This is a genomic window from Shinella agrisoli, assembly GCF_046557955.1.
GTDB lineage: Bacteria > Pseudomonadota > Alphaproteobacteria > Rhizobiales > Rhizobiaceae > Shinella.
In genome coordinates this window covers 146,296-160,027 of the sequence record NZ_JBJIEP010000014.1, presented here as the reverse complement: position 1 = coordinate 160,027, position 13,732 = coordinate 146,296, and the positions used below count along the sequence as shown (strand labels likewise).

General features: G+C 63.8%; 20 protein-coding genes. 5 read left to right on the top strand and 15 right to left on the bottom strand.

The window, feature by feature from the left end:
• The 12 genes from ACIIOY_RS16305 to ACIIOY_RS16250 all read right to left on the bottom strand — a co-directional run.
• A partial coding sequence (locus tag ACIIOY_RS16305; RefSeq protein WP_411035727.1) for a DUF3164 family protein occupies positions 1-674 on the bottom strand: 674 nt, incomplete at its 3' end.
• A 2-nt stretch (positions 675-676) separates the two neighbouring features.
• Positions 677-979 carry a hypothetical protein gene (locus tag ACIIOY_RS16300; protein WP_411035726.1) on the bottom strand — a complete coding sequence of 101 codons (303 nt, stop codon included), beginning with the start codon at positions 977-979 and terminating at the stop codon, positions 677-679.
• A complete protein-coding gene (locus ACIIOY_RS16295) occupies positions 976-1,248 on the bottom strand; it encodes a hypothetical protein (protein WP_411035725.1) in 273 nt (90 codons plus the stop codon). The genes ACIIOY_RS16300 and ACIIOY_RS16295 overlap by 4 nt, the downstream gene beginning before the upstream one ends.
• Positions 1,245-1,556, bottom strand: coding sequence for a hypothetical protein (locus tag ACIIOY_RS16290; protein WP_411035724.1), 312 nt, complete (start codon positions 1,554-1,556; stop codon positions 1,245-1,247). The genes ACIIOY_RS16295 and ACIIOY_RS16290 overlap by 4 nt, the downstream gene beginning before the upstream one ends.
• Positions 1,553-2,584, bottom strand: a complete 1,032-nt coding sequence (locus ACIIOY_RS16285; RefSeq protein ID WP_411035723.1) for an AAA family ATPase — start codon at positions 2,582-2,584, stop codon at positions 1,553-1,555. The genes ACIIOY_RS16290 and ACIIOY_RS16285 overlap by 4 nt, the downstream gene beginning before the upstream one ends.
• 118 nt (positions 2,585-2,702) lie before the next feature.
• Positions 2,703-4,664: a transposase domain-containing protein gene (locus ACIIOY_RS16280; protein ID WP_411035722.1), complete on the bottom strand. Its 1,962-nt coding sequence runs from the start codon at positions 4,662-4,664 to the stop codon at positions 2,703-2,705.
• Complete coding sequence (locus ACIIOY_RS16275) at positions 4,661-4,888, bottom strand: hypothetical protein (protein WP_411035721.1); 228 nt, start codon at positions 4,886-4,888, stop codon at positions 4,661-4,663. Before ACIIOY_RS16275 ends, ACIIOY_RS16280 begins: the two co-directional genes overlap by 4 nt.
• Positions 4,888-5,343, bottom strand: a complete 456-nt coding sequence (locus tag ACIIOY_RS16270) for a hypothetical protein (RefSeq protein ID WP_411035720.1) — start codon at positions 5,341-5,343, stop codon at positions 4,888-4,890. Before ACIIOY_RS16270 ends, ACIIOY_RS16275 begins: the two co-directional genes overlap by 1 nt.
• Positions 5,340-6,167: a ParB N-terminal domain-containing protein gene (locus ACIIOY_RS16265; RefSeq protein ID WP_411035719.1), complete on the bottom strand. Its 828-nt coding sequence runs from the start codon at positions 6,165-6,167 to the stop codon at positions 5,340-5,342. Before ACIIOY_RS16265 ends, ACIIOY_RS16270 begins: the two co-directional genes overlap by 4 nt.
• Entirely contained in the window at positions 6,167-6,520 is a 354-nt protein-coding gene (locus tag ACIIOY_RS16260) for a hypothetical protein (protein WP_411035718.1), read from the bottom strand. Before ACIIOY_RS16260 ends, ACIIOY_RS16265 begins: the two co-directional genes overlap by 1 nt.
• Complete coding sequence (locus tag ACIIOY_RS16255) at positions 6,514-6,639, bottom strand: hypothetical protein (protein WP_411035717.1); 126 nt, start codon at positions 6,637-6,639, stop codon at positions 6,514-6,516. Before ACIIOY_RS16255 ends, ACIIOY_RS16260 begins: the two co-directional genes overlap by 7 nt.
• Positions 6,640-6,641: 2 nt before the next feature.
• Positions 6,642-6,974 carry a helix-turn-helix domain-containing protein gene (locus ACIIOY_RS16250; RefSeq protein WP_411035716.1) on the bottom strand — a complete coding sequence of 111 codons (333 nt, stop codon included), beginning with the start codon at positions 6,972-6,974 and terminating at the stop codon, positions 6,642-6,644.
• Positions 6,975-7,119: 145 nt separating this feature from the next.
• Here ACIIOY_RS16250 and ACIIOY_RS16245 point away from each other — a divergent pair, with 145 nt between their 5' ends.
• Both ACIIOY_RS16245 and ACIIOY_RS16240 read left to right on the top strand, forming a co-directional pair.
• On the top strand, positions 7,120-7,608 hold the full coding sequence (locus ACIIOY_RS16245) for a helix-turn-helix domain-containing protein (RefSeq protein ID WP_411035715.1): 489 nt from the start codon (positions 7,120-7,122) through the stop codon (positions 7,606-7,608).
• A gap of 567 nt (positions 7,609-8,175) precedes the next feature.
• Positions 8,176-8,412, top strand: a complete 237-nt coding sequence (locus tag ACIIOY_RS16240; RefSeq protein WP_411035714.1) for a hypothetical protein — start codon at positions 8,176-8,178, stop codon at positions 8,410-8,412.
• Between the two features lie 233 nt (positions 8,413-8,645).
• Here ACIIOY_RS16240 and ACIIOY_RS16235 read toward each other — a convergent pair whose 3' ends face one another.
• Positions 8,646-8,975 carry a hypothetical protein gene (locus tag ACIIOY_RS16235; protein ID WP_411035713.1) on the bottom strand — a complete coding sequence of 110 codons (330 nt, stop codon included), beginning with the start codon at positions 8,973-8,975 and terminating at the stop codon, positions 8,646-8,648.
• Between the two features lie 181 nt (positions 8,976-9,156).
• Here ACIIOY_RS16235 and ACIIOY_RS16230 point away from each other — a divergent pair, with 181 nt between their 5' ends.
• Together ACIIOY_RS16230 and ACIIOY_RS16225 are read left to right on the top strand one after the other, a co-directional pair.
• A complete protein-coding gene (locus tag ACIIOY_RS16230; RefSeq protein ID WP_411035712.1) occupies positions 9,157-9,795 on the top strand; it encodes a thermonuclease family protein in 639 nt (212 codons plus the stop codon).
• 109 nt (positions 9,796-9,904) lie between these two features.
• Positions 9,905-10,066 (top strand): hypothetical protein, encoded by a 162-nt coding sequence (locus tag ACIIOY_RS16225; RefSeq protein WP_411035711.1) that lies wholly within the window; start codon positions 9,905-9,907, stop codon positions 10,064-10,066.
• A 217-nt stretch (positions 10,067-10,283) separates the two neighbouring features.
• Here ACIIOY_RS16225 and ACIIOY_RS16220 read toward each other — a convergent pair whose 3' ends face one another.
• Positions 10,284-11,123, bottom strand: a complete 840-nt coding sequence (locus tag ACIIOY_RS16220; protein ID WP_411035710.1) for a fumarylacetoacetate hydrolase family protein — start codon at positions 11,121-11,123, stop codon at positions 10,284-10,286.
• Positions 11,124-11,231: 108 nt separating this feature from the next.
• On the opposite strand from ACIIOY_RS16220, the gene ACIIOY_RS16215 reads away from it, so the two are divergent.
• Entirely contained in the window at positions 11,232-11,954 is a 723-nt protein-coding gene (locus ACIIOY_RS16215) for a GntR family transcriptional regulator (RefSeq protein ID WP_411035709.1), read from the top strand.
• 49 nt (positions 11,955-12,003) lie between these two features.
• Here ACIIOY_RS16215 and ACIIOY_RS16210 read toward each other — a convergent pair whose 3' ends face one another.
• On the bottom strand, positions 12,004-13,434 hold the full coding sequence (locus tag ACIIOY_RS16210) for an efflux transporter outer membrane subunit (RefSeq protein ID WP_411035708.1): 1,431 nt from the start codon (positions 13,432-13,434) through the stop codon (positions 12,004-12,006).
• Between the last annotated feature and the right edge of the window lie 298 nt (positions 13,435-13,732).

The following is a 13,732-nucleotide window of genomic DNA, read 5'->3' as shown; positions in this document are numbered from 1 at the left end:
TCGCGAACCATGACGGTGCGCTCGGCATCGGAGATCGCCTGCATGGCGCGCACCCAGCGCTCGTCCTTGATGTCGTACTTCCTCAGGTCGAGGATTTTCTGGCGATCGAGCTTGCCCTTCTTGTCGACCTCGAATGCGCCGAGGACGAGCGTCTTCAACTCCGCCGTCGCCTCCGATGTGATCTCGCGCAGGTATTCGTCGATCAGGGCCTTGGCCATGTGGATTTCCGGACCGAACTCCATGAATTTGCCGACCTTGAGCTCTACCCGCTGCAAGTCGTCGAATGTGCGCAGCGTGAAGTTCCCGCCTGGCCCGCCGATCGTCACGCCATATTCCTGCTCCAGGAGCGCGATGACGCCGTCGAGGTCCGCTCCTGTGTGGCGGCGGAAGCGGGATACCTGCGCGGATAAGTCCAGGGCATAAGCCATGATCTTGCGCACGACCTCGTCAATGAGCTGATCCTTCGGCTTCACCAGGGACCAATCGATCCAGCGGCCCTCGGCGTCCTGGACGTGGGGACGGCCGTTGATCTCGACGATGCCGACCGGGGGCGAGAGCTCCTCGTACTGGTCAGCCGGAATGAGGCGGCCGCGAATGTCCTCGATGTACGTCTTGCCGTTGACCTCGAAGGTCGGCCGGGCGGGCTTCTGATCTGCGATGATGCAGGCTTCCATGTTCAAAGTCCTTTCTTGGATGCCTCGACGGCGCGTCGAAGACCGGACGCGGCCGCAATGAGGGCGTGAATTGACGGGATTTCGTCGCGGGTGTTGTTGGCGGCGTCGACGCGGGCCGAAGCCCGCGCCACGTTCTGGATCGCCTGTTCAAGTGCGGCGTCGCGGTTGCGGATGCGACGGGCGAAGTCCCGCTCATGCTTTCGGGCCGCATCGACGTTCTCGGCGACAATGGCGCGGATGTCCTCGACCTGAAGGTCGAGGAGGAACGCCTTGTCGACCGGGTACGTGAGCAGGACGGTGCTCATGGCGTCCCGCCCTGTTCATCAGGCGTCCCGAGAACGAGCGTCCGGCCGGGAAAGCGGACGATATGCCCGCCAGCCTGCGCCTGGTCGCGAAAGTCGCGCAGCTCGCGGAGGTGAAGATCGTCCTCTAGGTCCTCTGCGAGGGCGATGAAGGTGTTGAACCGCTTGACGAGGTTGCGCACCTCGCATGGCCGGAGGAACAGCCGAAGCCCCGCGCGGCCGCGAAGGCTGGCCTGAGTGACCTTGAGGAGATCGGAAAGGGCAGTGTTCATTTCTTCCGCCCTCCGTCGAAATCGACCTTGACTACCTTGCCCTCCGGGTCACGGAGGAACTCGTCGAGTACGACCACGCTTTCGCGATCGAGGCCCGCCCGCGCCGTAGCGCCAGCCTCGCCGAGGCGGTGGATGGAAAGCTCCATCTCTACCTTCGTCGCGTAGCGCCGCAGGACGGACAGCCGCCTGACCAACTGCTCCGCGACGGTCGCCGGCATGGTCTTTCCGGGCGCCGTGTAGGGCAGGATCATCATGACAAGGTCGATGATGTCATTGCTGATTGTGTCGTCGTGGAGGACTGTGCTCATTGCATGTCCTCCACGTCGCGGTTGCGCCACGCGGCCTGCAGGTGCTTCAGCTGCAGCTCTTCGCCCAAGCCCATCGCCAGCATGTAGGCCAGCTTGACCGTCTTCTCGATCTGGCCGAGAGCACCGCCCTTGTGGCCGATGCCGAGCAGGAAACGAACGCAGTCTTCGGCCGTGATGTCCCAAGCCGCGACATAGGCTTTCACGTCCTCCGGATAGGGCTTCGACAGCTTGAGCCGCTTGCCGATCCTCCGCTTGAGCTGCGCATAGCTTGGCCCGCCGTTGGCCTTGCCGAACCGGCTGTATACCTCCTCGTTGCCGACGAGCGCGATGCCGCAGCCGTAGATGTCCATGAAGTGCCGGAGCTGGTTGATGGCGTCGTCTACGAGGTTCTGCGCCTCGTCGACGATCAGGAGCGTGCCGCCGCCGATCCGCTGCAGCTTCGCCCCGATCGCCCTGGTCAGTTTCGCGGGGTTCAACTCGCGCACGTCGAGCTCCGCCGCGAGCTCGACGAGCATACCGTGCACGGTCTTGGTGTGGGGGCTGACGGTGGCATGATAGACGTGGGGCCGGGTCGCCGCATAACGGCGGCATGCGGCCGTCTTGCCCATGCCGGCGCCGATCGTGATCATGACCATGTCGCTGGCGATCTGCGCCCATTGCAGGGTTTCGAAGATCTCGGTCCCGATCCGCGTCGTGATATAGTCGGGCGATGCAGGGATTTTCGCTGATGTTGCGGCGCCATCCTCGAAGGCGTCCAACCAGTTGGCGACCATACGGTTGTAAGGTTCCAAACGGCCAGTATAGGTGCCCGAGTACCATTGGCTGAAGGTGCCTTCCTTCATCCCGGTGCGCCGCGTGACCTCCGCCTTCGAGAAGTCGTTGGCAACAGCGATGCGCTGCACGCGCTCGGTGAGACCCTGCCAGTCGCGGATGTCCTCGTCGGAATGCTTGGCAAGGAAGTCCGAGGAAGGCCTCGGGCGATCCCAAGGGCTGCCTGCGGCTGGTCTTGTGGTGACATGCTTATTCATCTAAAAGGTTCCTTGTCAGATGCCCTTTGGGGCTGATTGGGCGGGACTGGTCTCCCGCCCTGTTTTTTGTCGGAACCGAACTCACTACATCTGCGGTTCATGCGGGCGGCCGAACGCACTATTTGTCGGCCGTATTCCCTTTCGGGAATTCGAGGATCGAGGCGCCGCCGGTGACCTGTGACAGCGCCTTCGAGAAACTTTCGGAAAATTGCTCGTCGCTGATTGCCTCTTGGGCGACTGGCGCGAGGTTGCCGGTAAAGAGGCGGGTGACGGCGGGACGCACGGGCTCCGGCCGCTCGGAGACCTGCTTGCCCTTGTCGAGCAGCGCGCCGAGCTCCATGGGAGAAAGCTTGCGATGCGCCTTCGCCAGCGCGGCATGCGCCTTGTGGAACTCGGCGCGGTTCCGGGCGTGCGTGCGGGCGGCGTTCTGGGTGTCGAAGCCCGTATCCGCGATGCACTCGGCGTCGCAGATGAAGCGATTATCGAGGTCGTAGACCTTGATCGGCTTCGCCAGTTGGTCGGGATCGAAGCGGATCGTCACCTGCTTGCCCATGTACTGGTTGAGCGCGACGTGCCAGTAGCGGTTGCCCATGAAATGGACTTCCCCCGAGCCCTTGTGCGTGCGGATCGCCTCGGAGGCGAGCAGCCACAAGAAGCGCTGCGCCTCGGTCGGCTGGCGGACCATCGTGGTGGGCTGGCGCATGCTCTCGGCGAACACTTCGTCAAAGGAGCGGCCCTGCGCGGTCTCCGCCCTGCGGCCCTTGCGGGCATTGTGTTCGGCGACCATTTCAGCGACCAGGCGTGTGAGGCGGTCTATATCGATCGCCGTTTGCGCGTAGTTCTCGGGCTTGTCGTTGGGATTTTTGCCCGTATAGGCTCCCGCGCAGATGGGATGCTTGGAAACCTCCTCCGCGAAATCGCGCCATGCGCGTTCGACGGGCTTCGACTGGCCGGAGTAGGGCAGCACGAAATGCGTCTCAATCTGCAGGGCGGTAAGCAAACCCTGCGGATCCTCGGGCCGCACCTTGAAGCGATAGCGGCTCCGCGTGCCGCCCGAGATCTTCTTGCTGGCGAAGGCGCGGCCATTGTCGAGATAGATGCGGTCCGGAATGCCGTAAGTCTCGACCATGTCGCCTATGACCAGGCGCACGACCTCCCACGTCTCGGCTTCGGCAAGTCGCCATGCGAGGATTTTACCGGAGTAAAGGTCCTGGATGCCGACGAGGTAAACGCGTGTGGGCTTGTCGCGGCCGGGAAGCCAGACGAAGAGGTCGAGTTTGTGACCGTCCATATTGACCGCCTCCATCGCATGGAGGTGGCGGCGGGTGCGGCGCTGAGCCGGATAGAGCGTCTTCGCCCGTTCCTTGCCTTCGCGGGTCAGCACCTGGATTGCCTTCGGCACCTCCTTCTCCAGCCGCCGGCGCAAGGCGCGTTCAGACGGGATCGGCGACCAGGCGTGCTCCGCAGCCGCCGAGAGCATCCGGCGATAGCAGGACGAGAAACCGGGCTTCTCCGGCCGCAGATAGTCGGACTTCAGGAAATCCCAGGCGGCGGGATGGCAATCCGCCATCTGTGGCACGATGCCGTCTCCGGCCGGCGACGAAGGTGCGAGGGCGGCAATCCAGTCTTCCGGGTCGAGCCCCTCGACCGCCTTGCGCCAGGCGTAATAGGCGGACTTCTGGACGCCGGCATCGAGCGTGGCCGCGGCGACGGCCGCCGCGCGTGTCAAGCCGGCATCGCGGACGAGCTGCTCGACGCGGTTGAGGACCTTCAGCCGGGTTTCGCAGACGGCTTTCTGCGCCTTCGAAAGGCTGTTGAAGCGGGTCCAGAGCAGGTTCTTGCGCGCACGTGCCTCCTCCCAGGAGGCCGCCGTGGGCGTCTGCCGCAGCCGGAACTGCGCCGACGCGGGCAGAAGGGAAACATGGTATTCCCATCCGCCGCCGCGGCCGGCGCGCCGCCGCGCCTTTTCCGTGGAACGCCACCCGGACTGGCTGATCATGAACTCGACGCCCTGGCGCGTCTGCGGAAGATCGGGGAGCCGTGCGTCGGCAATCTCCGCGGAGCTGTACCACTCCTTCATGCTGCACCTGCCTTCTTCGCAGCCATGTAGGCTCGGATGGCGGCTTCGTGCTCGCGGCAGAACATCAACGTGGCCCGGATCGCAAGGATGCGGTCCATCAGCATGACGCGCTGCTCTTCCTTCATCCGTCCTTCCCGGACGAGGCGGGGGTAGAGCTTTTCGCGCTCGGCGATTTCGCGGTCGATTTCGGCAATCTGGCCGATGATGGAAATCTTGCCGGCCATCAGAGCGTCCTCCGGATGGTGACCGGTGTCGCCTTGAGCGAGCGCAACTCGGCGCGGATGCGCTCCTGCTCCTGCTGCAGGCGGGCGATTTCGGCGAGGCGGGCCTCGTCTCCGACGAGCAGGGTCGCGCCTTGGTCGGATACGGCCTCGTCCCAAAGCCACATGGCGCCGGTCGCGTGCACGAAGGCGGCGAAGCGGGGCAGGGTGATGTCGTGCCCTGTCTTGCTCTCGGCCGTGTAGGCGTCGAGCATCGCCTTGCTGATGGACGGCAGGCCGAGATATTGCGCCATGCGCGCGGCGATGGTCGGCCGGTCATAGGGGCACTCACGGATGGCCCGCGCCATCGCCCGCTTCATCTTCGAGCGATAGCGGTCGATATCGATGCGAGCGACCGGCGTGCGAACCGGGAAAAGTGGTTGTGCGAAGAAATCGAGTTGAGCGGGATCGCGCTTCATTCCGCGGCCTCCAGGAAGGAGACGTCGCGCATGTCACCGATATGATGCAGGATACGAACAAGCGTGGCGTCGTCAGCCTTGGAGAGCAGGGCGGCGACCTTCTGGAATATCTCTTCCTGCGGGTCGACTTTCGCCTTTTCGCCCTTCAGGCCCGCCAGGACCTTCCTGATGTTCCGCTCCTCGCGCAGCATGCCGGCAATGGTGGCCTGTTCGGACGGGCCTTTCTTGGCGAGCTTCAGGAGGAGGGACTGGTCATCCTCGGCCCCGGTCCCTCGAAGGAGCGCGCGTAGGTCCGGATGCAGGTTCTGGCCGATGCGGGTGACCTTCTTGTAGGTGGTTTCCCCGAAGCCAAGGCGCTCCCGCACCTGTTTGGACAGCTCGCGACCGGGAGCGAAAATAACAGGGCACTCGGTGCCCTGTTTTCCGGGCCGCCCCCCTTTCGGGTCGATCTTCCCGTGCTTCTCCTCCCAAAGCTCCCGGTACTTCAGAACGAAGATGGCGCGATCCAGGGCGGACAGCTCGTTGCGGTAGAGGTTTTCGGACAGCTCCACGAGCTGCGCCTCGACGGCGTCGGCCGACACGATGATGGCGTCGAGCTCGTCCCAGCCGTTGATTACCGCGCCGCGCAGGCGGTGCCCGCCGGCGACCAGCGTCAGGGGCGTCTTTCCCCGGTTCGCGTTCGGCGTCCGGCGCACGGTGATCGGATTGATCTGGCCCCGCTCGGCCATGGAGGCGGCAATCGCCTGGGCGTGTCCCTCGTCGATCGGGCGGGCGCGGTCGATGACGTTGATTTCGGAAATCTTGGCGCGGATAAGCTCGGCCATTATGCGGCTGCCTTTCTCACTTGGTGTGTGAAGATGGCCTTCGCCCGCGCGGCAATGCGGCGATAGGCCTTGGCGAAGACGGGGCAGCCAAGACGTTCGTCGATGCGCTGGATGGCGAAGGAGATGGAGGTGCGCTGCCGCGCCTGCATCTTTACGATGCGGCGCCGGGGCACTCCGAACTCGACGTGAAGGATGTGGATCGCGATCTGCCGGGCGAGTGCCGCATCGAAGAGATCGCGTGGCGGCTCGACGATGTCGCGAACGGCGAGGTGGGAGAAGTGCGACTGCACCGCCTTGATGCAGCACGCAAGCATGACCTCTAGCCGCTGCACTTCGTCGTAGGGGTTCAGCATGCAACCCTCGCAAGGGCGATGATGGCGGCGGCGAGGCCCATCAGCGCTACGCAGAACACAAGCGCTGTCTGGGCAGCGGTGCAGGCGGGATCGCGGGCCGGGATGAAGTAGTTTTCCATGTCTAGACCCGCGCCTCTTTTTGCCGTTGCCGCATGGTCGGCGGGCACTCATAGTTCTCCCGCGGCTGAGGTGATCGCCGCTGACCGGAGGGCCGGTAACGGCTCGGCCACAGGAGGTGGGCCTTTGTACCGAGAGCAGCGGCGATCGCCCGTTCACCTGCCGAGTTGGGCTTCTGCAGCGTCGCTGTGACGGTCCCTTTTGGTAGGTTGTAGCGGCGGTCGATTTCATAGCCGGTGAGGCCCGCGAACTGGAGTTTCGCCTTGATCGCGACCAGTTCGGCGACCTTGTCGATTGTCGCGACGCGTGGCTTGTCCGTCGTTGGGGACCGATGCATAGTTGCTCCTCGTTTTGAAAAGGGAGGCCCTGGCCGGCCTCCCTTTTCAGGGGTGTGGTGTTTTACGAACGTAGAGAGGAATAAGCACATTTGTGCTTTTTTGCAAGCATAAATATGCTTTTGCGGGATGGCGGACACAAAGCAATTGGAAACCCTGGGCGGTCGCGCGCTTTGGGTTCGTTCGGAGTTGCGGCTTCAGCAACAGGAGATCGCTGACAAGCTCGGCATTTCGCTTCGCGCGTGGCAAAAGATGGAGCGTAATGAAGGCGTTCCGAGCGGCGAGACGTTGCTGCAGTTCAGAAAGATCGGCATCAATCCGGGATGGGTTTTGTCAGGGCAGGGACCGAGACGCGATGACGCAGAGGCGCCTGTCACTGATGCGGTGGATGTGGTGTTGCTTCAAAGGCTTGGTGACGTTGTGCAGGCAACGTTCGCCGACGTGAAGCAATCACCTCCCACAAGGGCGATAACGGCAGAAACGGGGCGGCTCTACAATGAGTTGCTGCAGATGGTCGCTGATGTCCGGGATGTCGAGGTCGTCGACGCGATGATCCCGGTTCTTCGTGCCCGTTTCAAGAAGCGGTTGGAGGAGGCTGCTGCTACGCCTGGTGGAGGCAAACGCTCGGCTTCATGATCGTGCGGGGGGCCATTCTAGTGTTGTGCCTGTATGAGACACTACGTGGTTATCGCGCGGTTGCAATTTGAAGCTTTGAGTATAGTAAATGGTAGAAATCAACTTCGGGGTATCTAGTTTGTGGTGGATGGCTAGCCTCTATTGCTGGGCGGCTTCCGCGTTCGTCGCGGCCGGTCTAGGACGCAGATATGGGCGGGATGCCATCCTGTGGTTTTTGTTCGGGGCCGCCGCTGGTCCGCTTTCATTTGCCATTCTATATTTTTGCGGACCCGTCCCAGCGTCTCGTCGCTTTGCCCTCGATAGTGCTCAACGTGATCGTTGGGAGGCATGGATCCGCATGGACCCGGAGGTTGCAGCTGCGGCGAAGACGGCTCGAACGATCAGCCCCGTATGCGAGGCCGACTTGGCGCAACTCTTCCTTACCATCGGCGATAGACGTTGCCTTCGAGCCGCGCTTACGAGGGCGGAGGAAGCTGCTAAGCAGCGCGTTTCGCGGAGAAGATGACCCCCGCCCGGTGACGTCAAAGAGCGGAGGCAGCGAACCTGCAAAAGACCGCCGAAGATGCGATGCGCATTTGCATGTTCGTGGAAGTGCCATCAGCGGCCTACCGCATTGATTTCGCAAAAGAAACGACGCTGAATGGGCAAAGATGCAAGACGCTTGCATGTTCGGTTTGGCTTTTTGGCACGCCGCGAGCCGGAGAAACAGCCATGTGTCGCGCCTCCCGGAAAGCTTCAAAGGCGGTTTTTCAGGCGTTTGAGGATTTTTTGAAGGCTACCGTGCAGATTTTGAAGGCGACTTGAGACCAGGCGCTGTTTCCGGCATAAATCGTTGCCGAACCGGCGGCTTTGACACCGGCCCCGTCAAAGCCGCCGCCGCGCGTCGAACCGTGTTGTTCCGCCCAACGCCTTGATCTCTCGGCCGTTTTCGCCTCTTCCCGGATATTCCCGGCTAATCCCGCCTTTTCCGGTATCCTCTGTCAAACAACAAGCCCTCTAGAGGATATGGGCCGACCGTCTGGCCGGCCCGGCTCCCGTTATCGGCCCTGGATGACGCGAATGAACCGCGGGCTCTTCGTCCTGAAGTCGCTGTAGGTGATGCGGCCGCTGGCGATGCCGTCGAATGCGCGCTGGCAATAGACGCGGGCGACGTCGCGGCGCGGGCTGACGTTCATGATCTTCGCCATCTCGGCCTTGCGGGCAGGAGAAGCCCTGCGGGCGCCGGCATAGCACTTGTTCACGCCGTCCCGTTTCATGGCGGGGCTGCCCCTGACAATTTCCTGAGCGCGGTTATAGCTGGTCTCCGTGACGCATCCCGTGAGGAACAGGGATGCAGACGCGAGGGCCACCATCGTCATCAGCCGCATGAAAAACTCCTCCTGCTGGTTAATCGACGGGGCTGAGGATATATTGCGGGTTGCAGAATTCAATACCGCCTCGAATCCTCGCCGAATCGCGGGGCGCGTGTTCGGTCATGGCACGGCTTTTCCTTTCCGGGTAACCATATCTTCAAGAGATCGCTGCACTGTCTCGGGCAGGAGACAGGCGATGGTGAAGAAGACGACGAGAAGGAAGAAGGCGTCGGGAGCGAAACGCTCCGGCATGCGGCGGGGCGGCATGGCGCATTGGTATGTGCTCGGCGCGGCCGTCGTCGGCGGGATCCTTTACATGGACAACCGGGCGCCGGGACCGGAGACGGCCGCGACGGCGATCCGCACCGCCTCCATCGAGCGCAGGGAGAAGAAGCCCGAGCGCGAGACGGCGTTGGTGCGGCCCCGCCAGAAGCCGGCCGAGAAGGCCGAGGAGAAGTTGCCGGCGGAGGAGAAACTGCCGTCCTTCTCCGGCAAATGGTTCATCTGCACGACGCAGACCGATTATTGCGTGCTCGACGGCAGCACCATCCTCTATGCCGGCCGGAAGGTCCGGCTTGCCGATATCGACGCGCCGGCGATCGCCGAAGCGCGCTGCGATGCGGAGCGCTCGCGCGGCGGCGATGCAAAGCTGCGCCTGCGCGAGATCCTCAACGAGGGGAACGTCACGCTCGTCGCGGCGAAAGGCGGCGCCTCCGCCCGGGCGGACGCGGCGCCGCATCTCGTGCTCCAGGACGGCCGGTCGATCGGCCCCAGGCTCGTGCGCGAAGGCTTCGCCAGGCCCTGGACGGGCCGGCATCAATCCTGGTGCGGATGACCGTTTTCTCCTTGCGGATCCTGTGCCTTTCCGGCACAAGCCAGACGCAAGCCTGCGTCCCTAAGCTTTCCGTCAACCGGGATGGTGCCGGCTGGAAAGGGACAATGACATGTCGAACGACCTTGAGCGCTACAGCGATCCGGACAATGCAACGGTCGCGCTCTTCCTCCTCGAAAACGATGCCGACGAACTGACGGACATTCTGGTGGCCGCGCTGGACGAAGCCTTCCGCATTCTCGACGACGAGGCGTCGAACGCGACCGTTCACTGATTGCCGACACGAAAGAGGGGGCCTTCCAAGCCCCCAGCTTGTTGGCAAACCTCGCTCCAAGCATTCCGTCATCCTCGGGCTTGACCCGAGGATCCATTCTTTTCAAAGGCTTATGGATGGTCGGGTCAAGTCCGACCATGACGGAGGAGAGGTTCGGTGGACTTTGTCAGCAGCCTGAGGGACCTTCCAAGCCCTTGCTTTCCTCCGGCGGATATCGTCAGCCTGCGGCCACCAGCTGGCGCTGCACGCCGAGGCCGGCGATGGAAACCTCCATGCGATCGCCGGGCTTCAGGTAACGCGGCGGCTTCATGCCCATGCCGACGCCGGGCGGCGTGCCGGTGGTGATGATGTCGCCGGGCTCCAGAATCATGAACTGCGAGATGTAATGCACGAGGAAGGGCACCTTGAAGACCATGGTGCTCGATGAACCGTTCTGAACCAGTTCGCCGTTGACGCTGAGCTTCATGGCGAGGTCGCTCGTGTCGATCTCATCCTTCGTCACCAGCCAGGGGCCGATGGGGCCGAAGGTCGGGCACCCCTTGCCCTTGGTCCACTGGCCGCCGCGCTCCAGCTGGTAGGCACGTTCGGAAATGTCGTTGCAGATACAGTAGCCCGCCACGTGGTCGAGCGCCTCGGCCTGCGAAACATAGGACGCGCGCTCGCCGATGACGACGGCAAGCTCCACCTCCCAGTCGGTCTTTTCCGAGCCGCGCGGGATGAGGATCGTATCGTCCGGGCCGACGATGCAGGACGGGGCCTTGTTGAACAGCACCGGCTCGCTCGGCACAGCCATGCCGCTTTCGGCGGCGTGGTCGGCATAGTTGAGGCCGACGGCAATGAAATTGCCGACGCGGCCGACGCAGGCGCCGAAGCGGCTATCCTGCGGCGCGAGCGGCAGGTCCTTAGGATCAAGGGCGCGCAGGCGGGCCAGGCCGTCGCGGCCAAGCACGTCGCCCGCAATATCGGGCACCACCGCGGAAAGGTCGCGTACCTTGCCGTCCGCATCGATCAGTCCGGGCTTTTCCGCGCCCGCCGCGCCAAAGCGCACCAGCTTCATGATTTCCTCCGTCGAATGCCGGCCCTTGCCGATTTCTGTTGCGCCTACCTTTCATCCGGTTTTACATCGAGTCAATGATTTTCGAAAATCCTTCCAGGTTTATAAGATATGCGGGACCAGACGGACCAGAGGCGGGGAGGGGCTCGGACGCTTGCGGGAGGCGCCTATGAGGCGATCCGCCAGGCGATCCGCGGTGGACGCTTCAAGCCGGGCGACCGTTTGCGTTTCGCCGATCTCCAGGCACTGTGCGGCATGAGCGTGACGCCGGTGCGCGAAGCCCTGGCGCGGCTGACGGCGGAAGGCTTCACGGTGCTGGACGATCATCGCGGTTACAGCGTCGCCAGCCTGTCGCTCGAGGAGCTTCGCGACATCACCGCTGCGCGGCAGCTCTGCGAGAGCGAGGCGCTGCGGCTTTCGGTGGCAAGGGGGGATGCGGATTGGGAGGCGCGGGTGATCGCCGCCCATCATCTGATGGTGCGGATCCCGCAGGCACGCGAGGACATTCCCTCGGCGATGCGGGAGGACTGGGAGGCGCGGCACGCGGCCTTCCATGCGGCGCTGATTTCGGCGTGCGGTTCGCCGATCCTGCTGGAGATCTGCGAGAAGCTGTTCTCGCGTGCGGACCGTTACCGCCGCATGTCGGTCAGCCTGTCGGGCGCCACGCGGAATGTGGAGGGCGAGCATCGCCAGCTGATGGACCTCGCGCTTGCACGCGACGCCGAAGGAGCGGCAACGGCCCTTCGCGCGCACTACGGCCGGACAGCCGCAGCACTGGAGAGCTTCCTCGAAGACAAGAGCGGCGGCCCGCCTGAAGGCGAACCGCCGCTCTGATTCCTGCCTCGCGACGCCAAGCCTTCGGCCCGGCCGCGAATGCTTTATCCTACTTGCTGGCGATCGTGGCCGCCACCGAACCGACCTCGGCCCCGCCGCCGATCGCCACGTTGAGCGCGACATAGTCGCGGGCGAGCTGGCGGATCGCGGACGCGAGCGACAAGCGGGCCGAGGCGACGTTGCGCTCGGCATCGAGCACGTCGAGGATCGTGCTGGCGCCGCCGCGATAGCTTTCGCGGGCAAGGTTCAGCGTCTGCTCGTAGGACTGCACGACCTTGCGCAGCGCGGCGACCGTCTGGCCGTCGCGGATGAGCGCCGTCTGTGCGTTCTCCACTTCCTCGACCGCGTTCAAGACCGTGGACTTCCAGGTCAGGTACTGCTGCTCGGCTTCCGAGCGGGCGACCTTGACCTGCGCCTTCAATGCGCCGCCGTTGAAGATCGGCAGGGTCAGCGACGGGCCGAAGGACCAGCTGGTGACGTTGCCCGTGGCGGCGTTGGTGAAGTTGCGCGTCGCACCGATCGAACCGCCGAGCTCGATGCTCGGGTAGAGCTGCGATTCGGCGACGCCGATCTGGGCCGTCGCCGCCTGCAGGCGACGCTCGGCCGCGCGGATGTCGGGACGGTTGCGGATGAGGTCGGCCGGAATGCCGGTGCGGGTCGAATAGCGCGGCATCGGCTGGGCGGAGCCCTTGATCAGGCTGGACGTGATCGTGCTGGCCGGCACGCCGAGCAGGGTGGCGATGTGGTTCGCCGCCTGGTGGAAGCCGGTTTCCAGTGCGGGCAGGTCGGCCAGCGTCTGGTTGACAAGGCCTTCGGCCTGCAGCACGTCGAGGCTGGAGGCGGCGCCCGCTTCCTTGATCTCGTTGGTCAGCTTCAGCGTCTCGCGGCGCGAGACGAGGTTCTTGCGGGAGAGCGCCAGCGCTTCCTGGTAGTAGCGCGCGTTCACATAGCTCGATACGAGATCGGACAGGTAGGCGAGGCGCGCGACGTTGACGTCGTCATAGGCGGCGTCGAGCGAGGCATTGGCCGCTTCCTTCGACCGGCGATACTGGCCGAAGAAGTCGAGCAGCCACGAGGCGCTCGCGCCGGCACTCATCGATTTCGACGACGACGAATCGCGGCCGGAGGTCCTGCGCAGGTAGCTGCCGTCCTGGCCGCTCGCCGTCGCGTCCGCGGAGGCGCCGATGCTCGGCAGGGAACCCGCGCCGGCGATGACGACGTTCGCCTCGGCGGCCTCGATGCGCTCCAGTGCCTGCCGGACCGTCAGGTTTTCCGCCATGCCCTGGTGGACGAGATCGTTGAGGCGCCTGTCGCGGAAGGATTCCCACCAGGGATTGAGCGTCACGTTCTCGGCGCTTGCCGCCTTGCTTTCGGAGAACTTGGCCGGAAGCGCGGTCTCGGGCTTCTGATAATCGGGGCCGACGACGCAGCCCGACAGGAGGAGCATGCTCAGAGGAAAAAGCGTCCTGGTGAAATTCATGGTCATACCCTGCCGGCCATCCTGGCTTACTAACTGAACAAAATCGCGATTCACTCTTTATTCATGTTTAGGCCGAAGATCGAGCCTCCTCACCAAAAAGAATGGTCCCACATCGTTTTTTTCCCCGCTTCGCTGGGAGGGTGTGTCCGCGGTGCAACTCGGGCATCCGCCCGTCTGCCGGGCTTTCTCCTGCAACGCGAGGAAGGCCTTTTGGGCCTGCGCCGCCAGGTTGCGCCACGGCATTTCCCCGGAATGTTCGTCTTCGCGACATATTTTCCTGAAAAATGCTGCATCCGCG

Bases quoted from the DNA above. Each gene is read 5' to 3' on its own strand.
- ACIIOY_RS16280 (WP_411035722.1), bottom strand. From the start codon at position 4,664: ATGAAGGAGTGGTACAGCTCCGCGGAGATTGCCGACGCACGGCTCCCC.
- ACIIOY_RS16275 (WP_411035721.1), bottom strand. From the start codon at position 4,888: ATGGCCGGCAAGATTTCCATCATCGGCCAGATTGCCGAAATCGACCGC.
- ACIIOY_RS16250 (WP_411035716.1), bottom strand. From the start codon at position 6,974: ATGCATCGGTCCCCAACGACGGACAAGCCACGCGTCGCGACAATCGAC.
- ACIIOY_RS16270 (WP_411035720.1), bottom strand. From the start codon at position 5,343: ATGAAGCGCGATCCCGCTCAACTCGATTTCTTCGCACAACCACTTTTC.
- ACIIOY_RS16260 (WP_411035718.1), bottom strand. From the start codon at position 6,520: ATGCTGAACCCCTACGACGAAGTGCAGCGGCTAGAGGTCATGCTTGCG.
- ACIIOY_RS16230 (WP_411035712.1), top strand. From the start codon at position 9,157: ATGGTGAAGAAGACGACGAGAAGGAAGAAGGCGTCGGGAGCGAAACGC.
- ACIIOY_RS16290 (WP_411035724.1), bottom strand. From the start codon at position 1,556: ATGAGCACAGTCCTCCACGACGACACAATCAGCAATGACATCATCGAC.
- ACIIOY_RS16225 (WP_411035711.1), top strand. From the start codon at position 9,905: ATGTCGAACGACCTTGAGCGCTACAGCGATCCGGACAATGCAACGGTC.
- ACIIOY_RS16255 (WP_411035717.1), bottom strand. From the start codon at position 6,639: ATGGAAAACTACTTCATCCCGGCCCGCGATCCCGCCTGCACCGCTGCC.
- ACIIOY_RS16215 (WP_411035709.1), top strand. From the start codon at position 11,232: ATGCGGGACCAGACGGACCAGAGGCGGGGAGGGGCTCGGACGCTTGCG.
- ACIIOY_RS16300 (WP_411035726.1), bottom strand. From the start codon at position 979: ATGAGCACCGTCCTGCTCACGTACCCGGTCGACAAGGCGTTCCTCCTC.
- ACIIOY_RS16265 (WP_411035719.1), bottom strand. From the start codon at position 6,167: ATGGCCGAGCTTATCCGCGCCAAGATTTCCGAAATCAACGTCATCGAC.
- ACIIOY_RS16285 (WP_411035723.1), bottom strand. From the start codon at position 2,584: ATGAATAAGCATGTCACCACAAGACCAGCCGCAGGCAGCCCTTGGGAT.
- ACIIOY_RS16295 (WP_411035725.1), bottom strand. From the start codon at position 1,248: ATGAACACTGCCCTTTCCGATCTCCTCAAGGTCACTCAGGCCAGCCTT.
- ACIIOY_RS16220 (WP_411035710.1), bottom strand. From the start codon at position 11,123: ATGAAGCTGGTGCGCTTTGGCGCGGCGGGCGCGGAAAAGCCCGGACTG.
- ACIIOY_RS16235 (WP_411035713.1), bottom strand. From the start codon at position 8,975: ATGCGGCTGATGACGATGGTGGCCCTCGCGTCTGCATCCCTGTTCCTC.
- ACIIOY_RS16240 (WP_411035714.1), top strand. From the start codon at position 8,176: ATGCGCATTTGCATGTTCGTGGAAGTGCCATCAGCGGCCTACCGCATT.
- ACIIOY_RS16210 (WP_411035708.1), bottom strand. From the start codon at position 13,434: ATGAATTTCACCAGGACGCTTTTTCCTCTGAGCATGCTCCTCCTGTCG.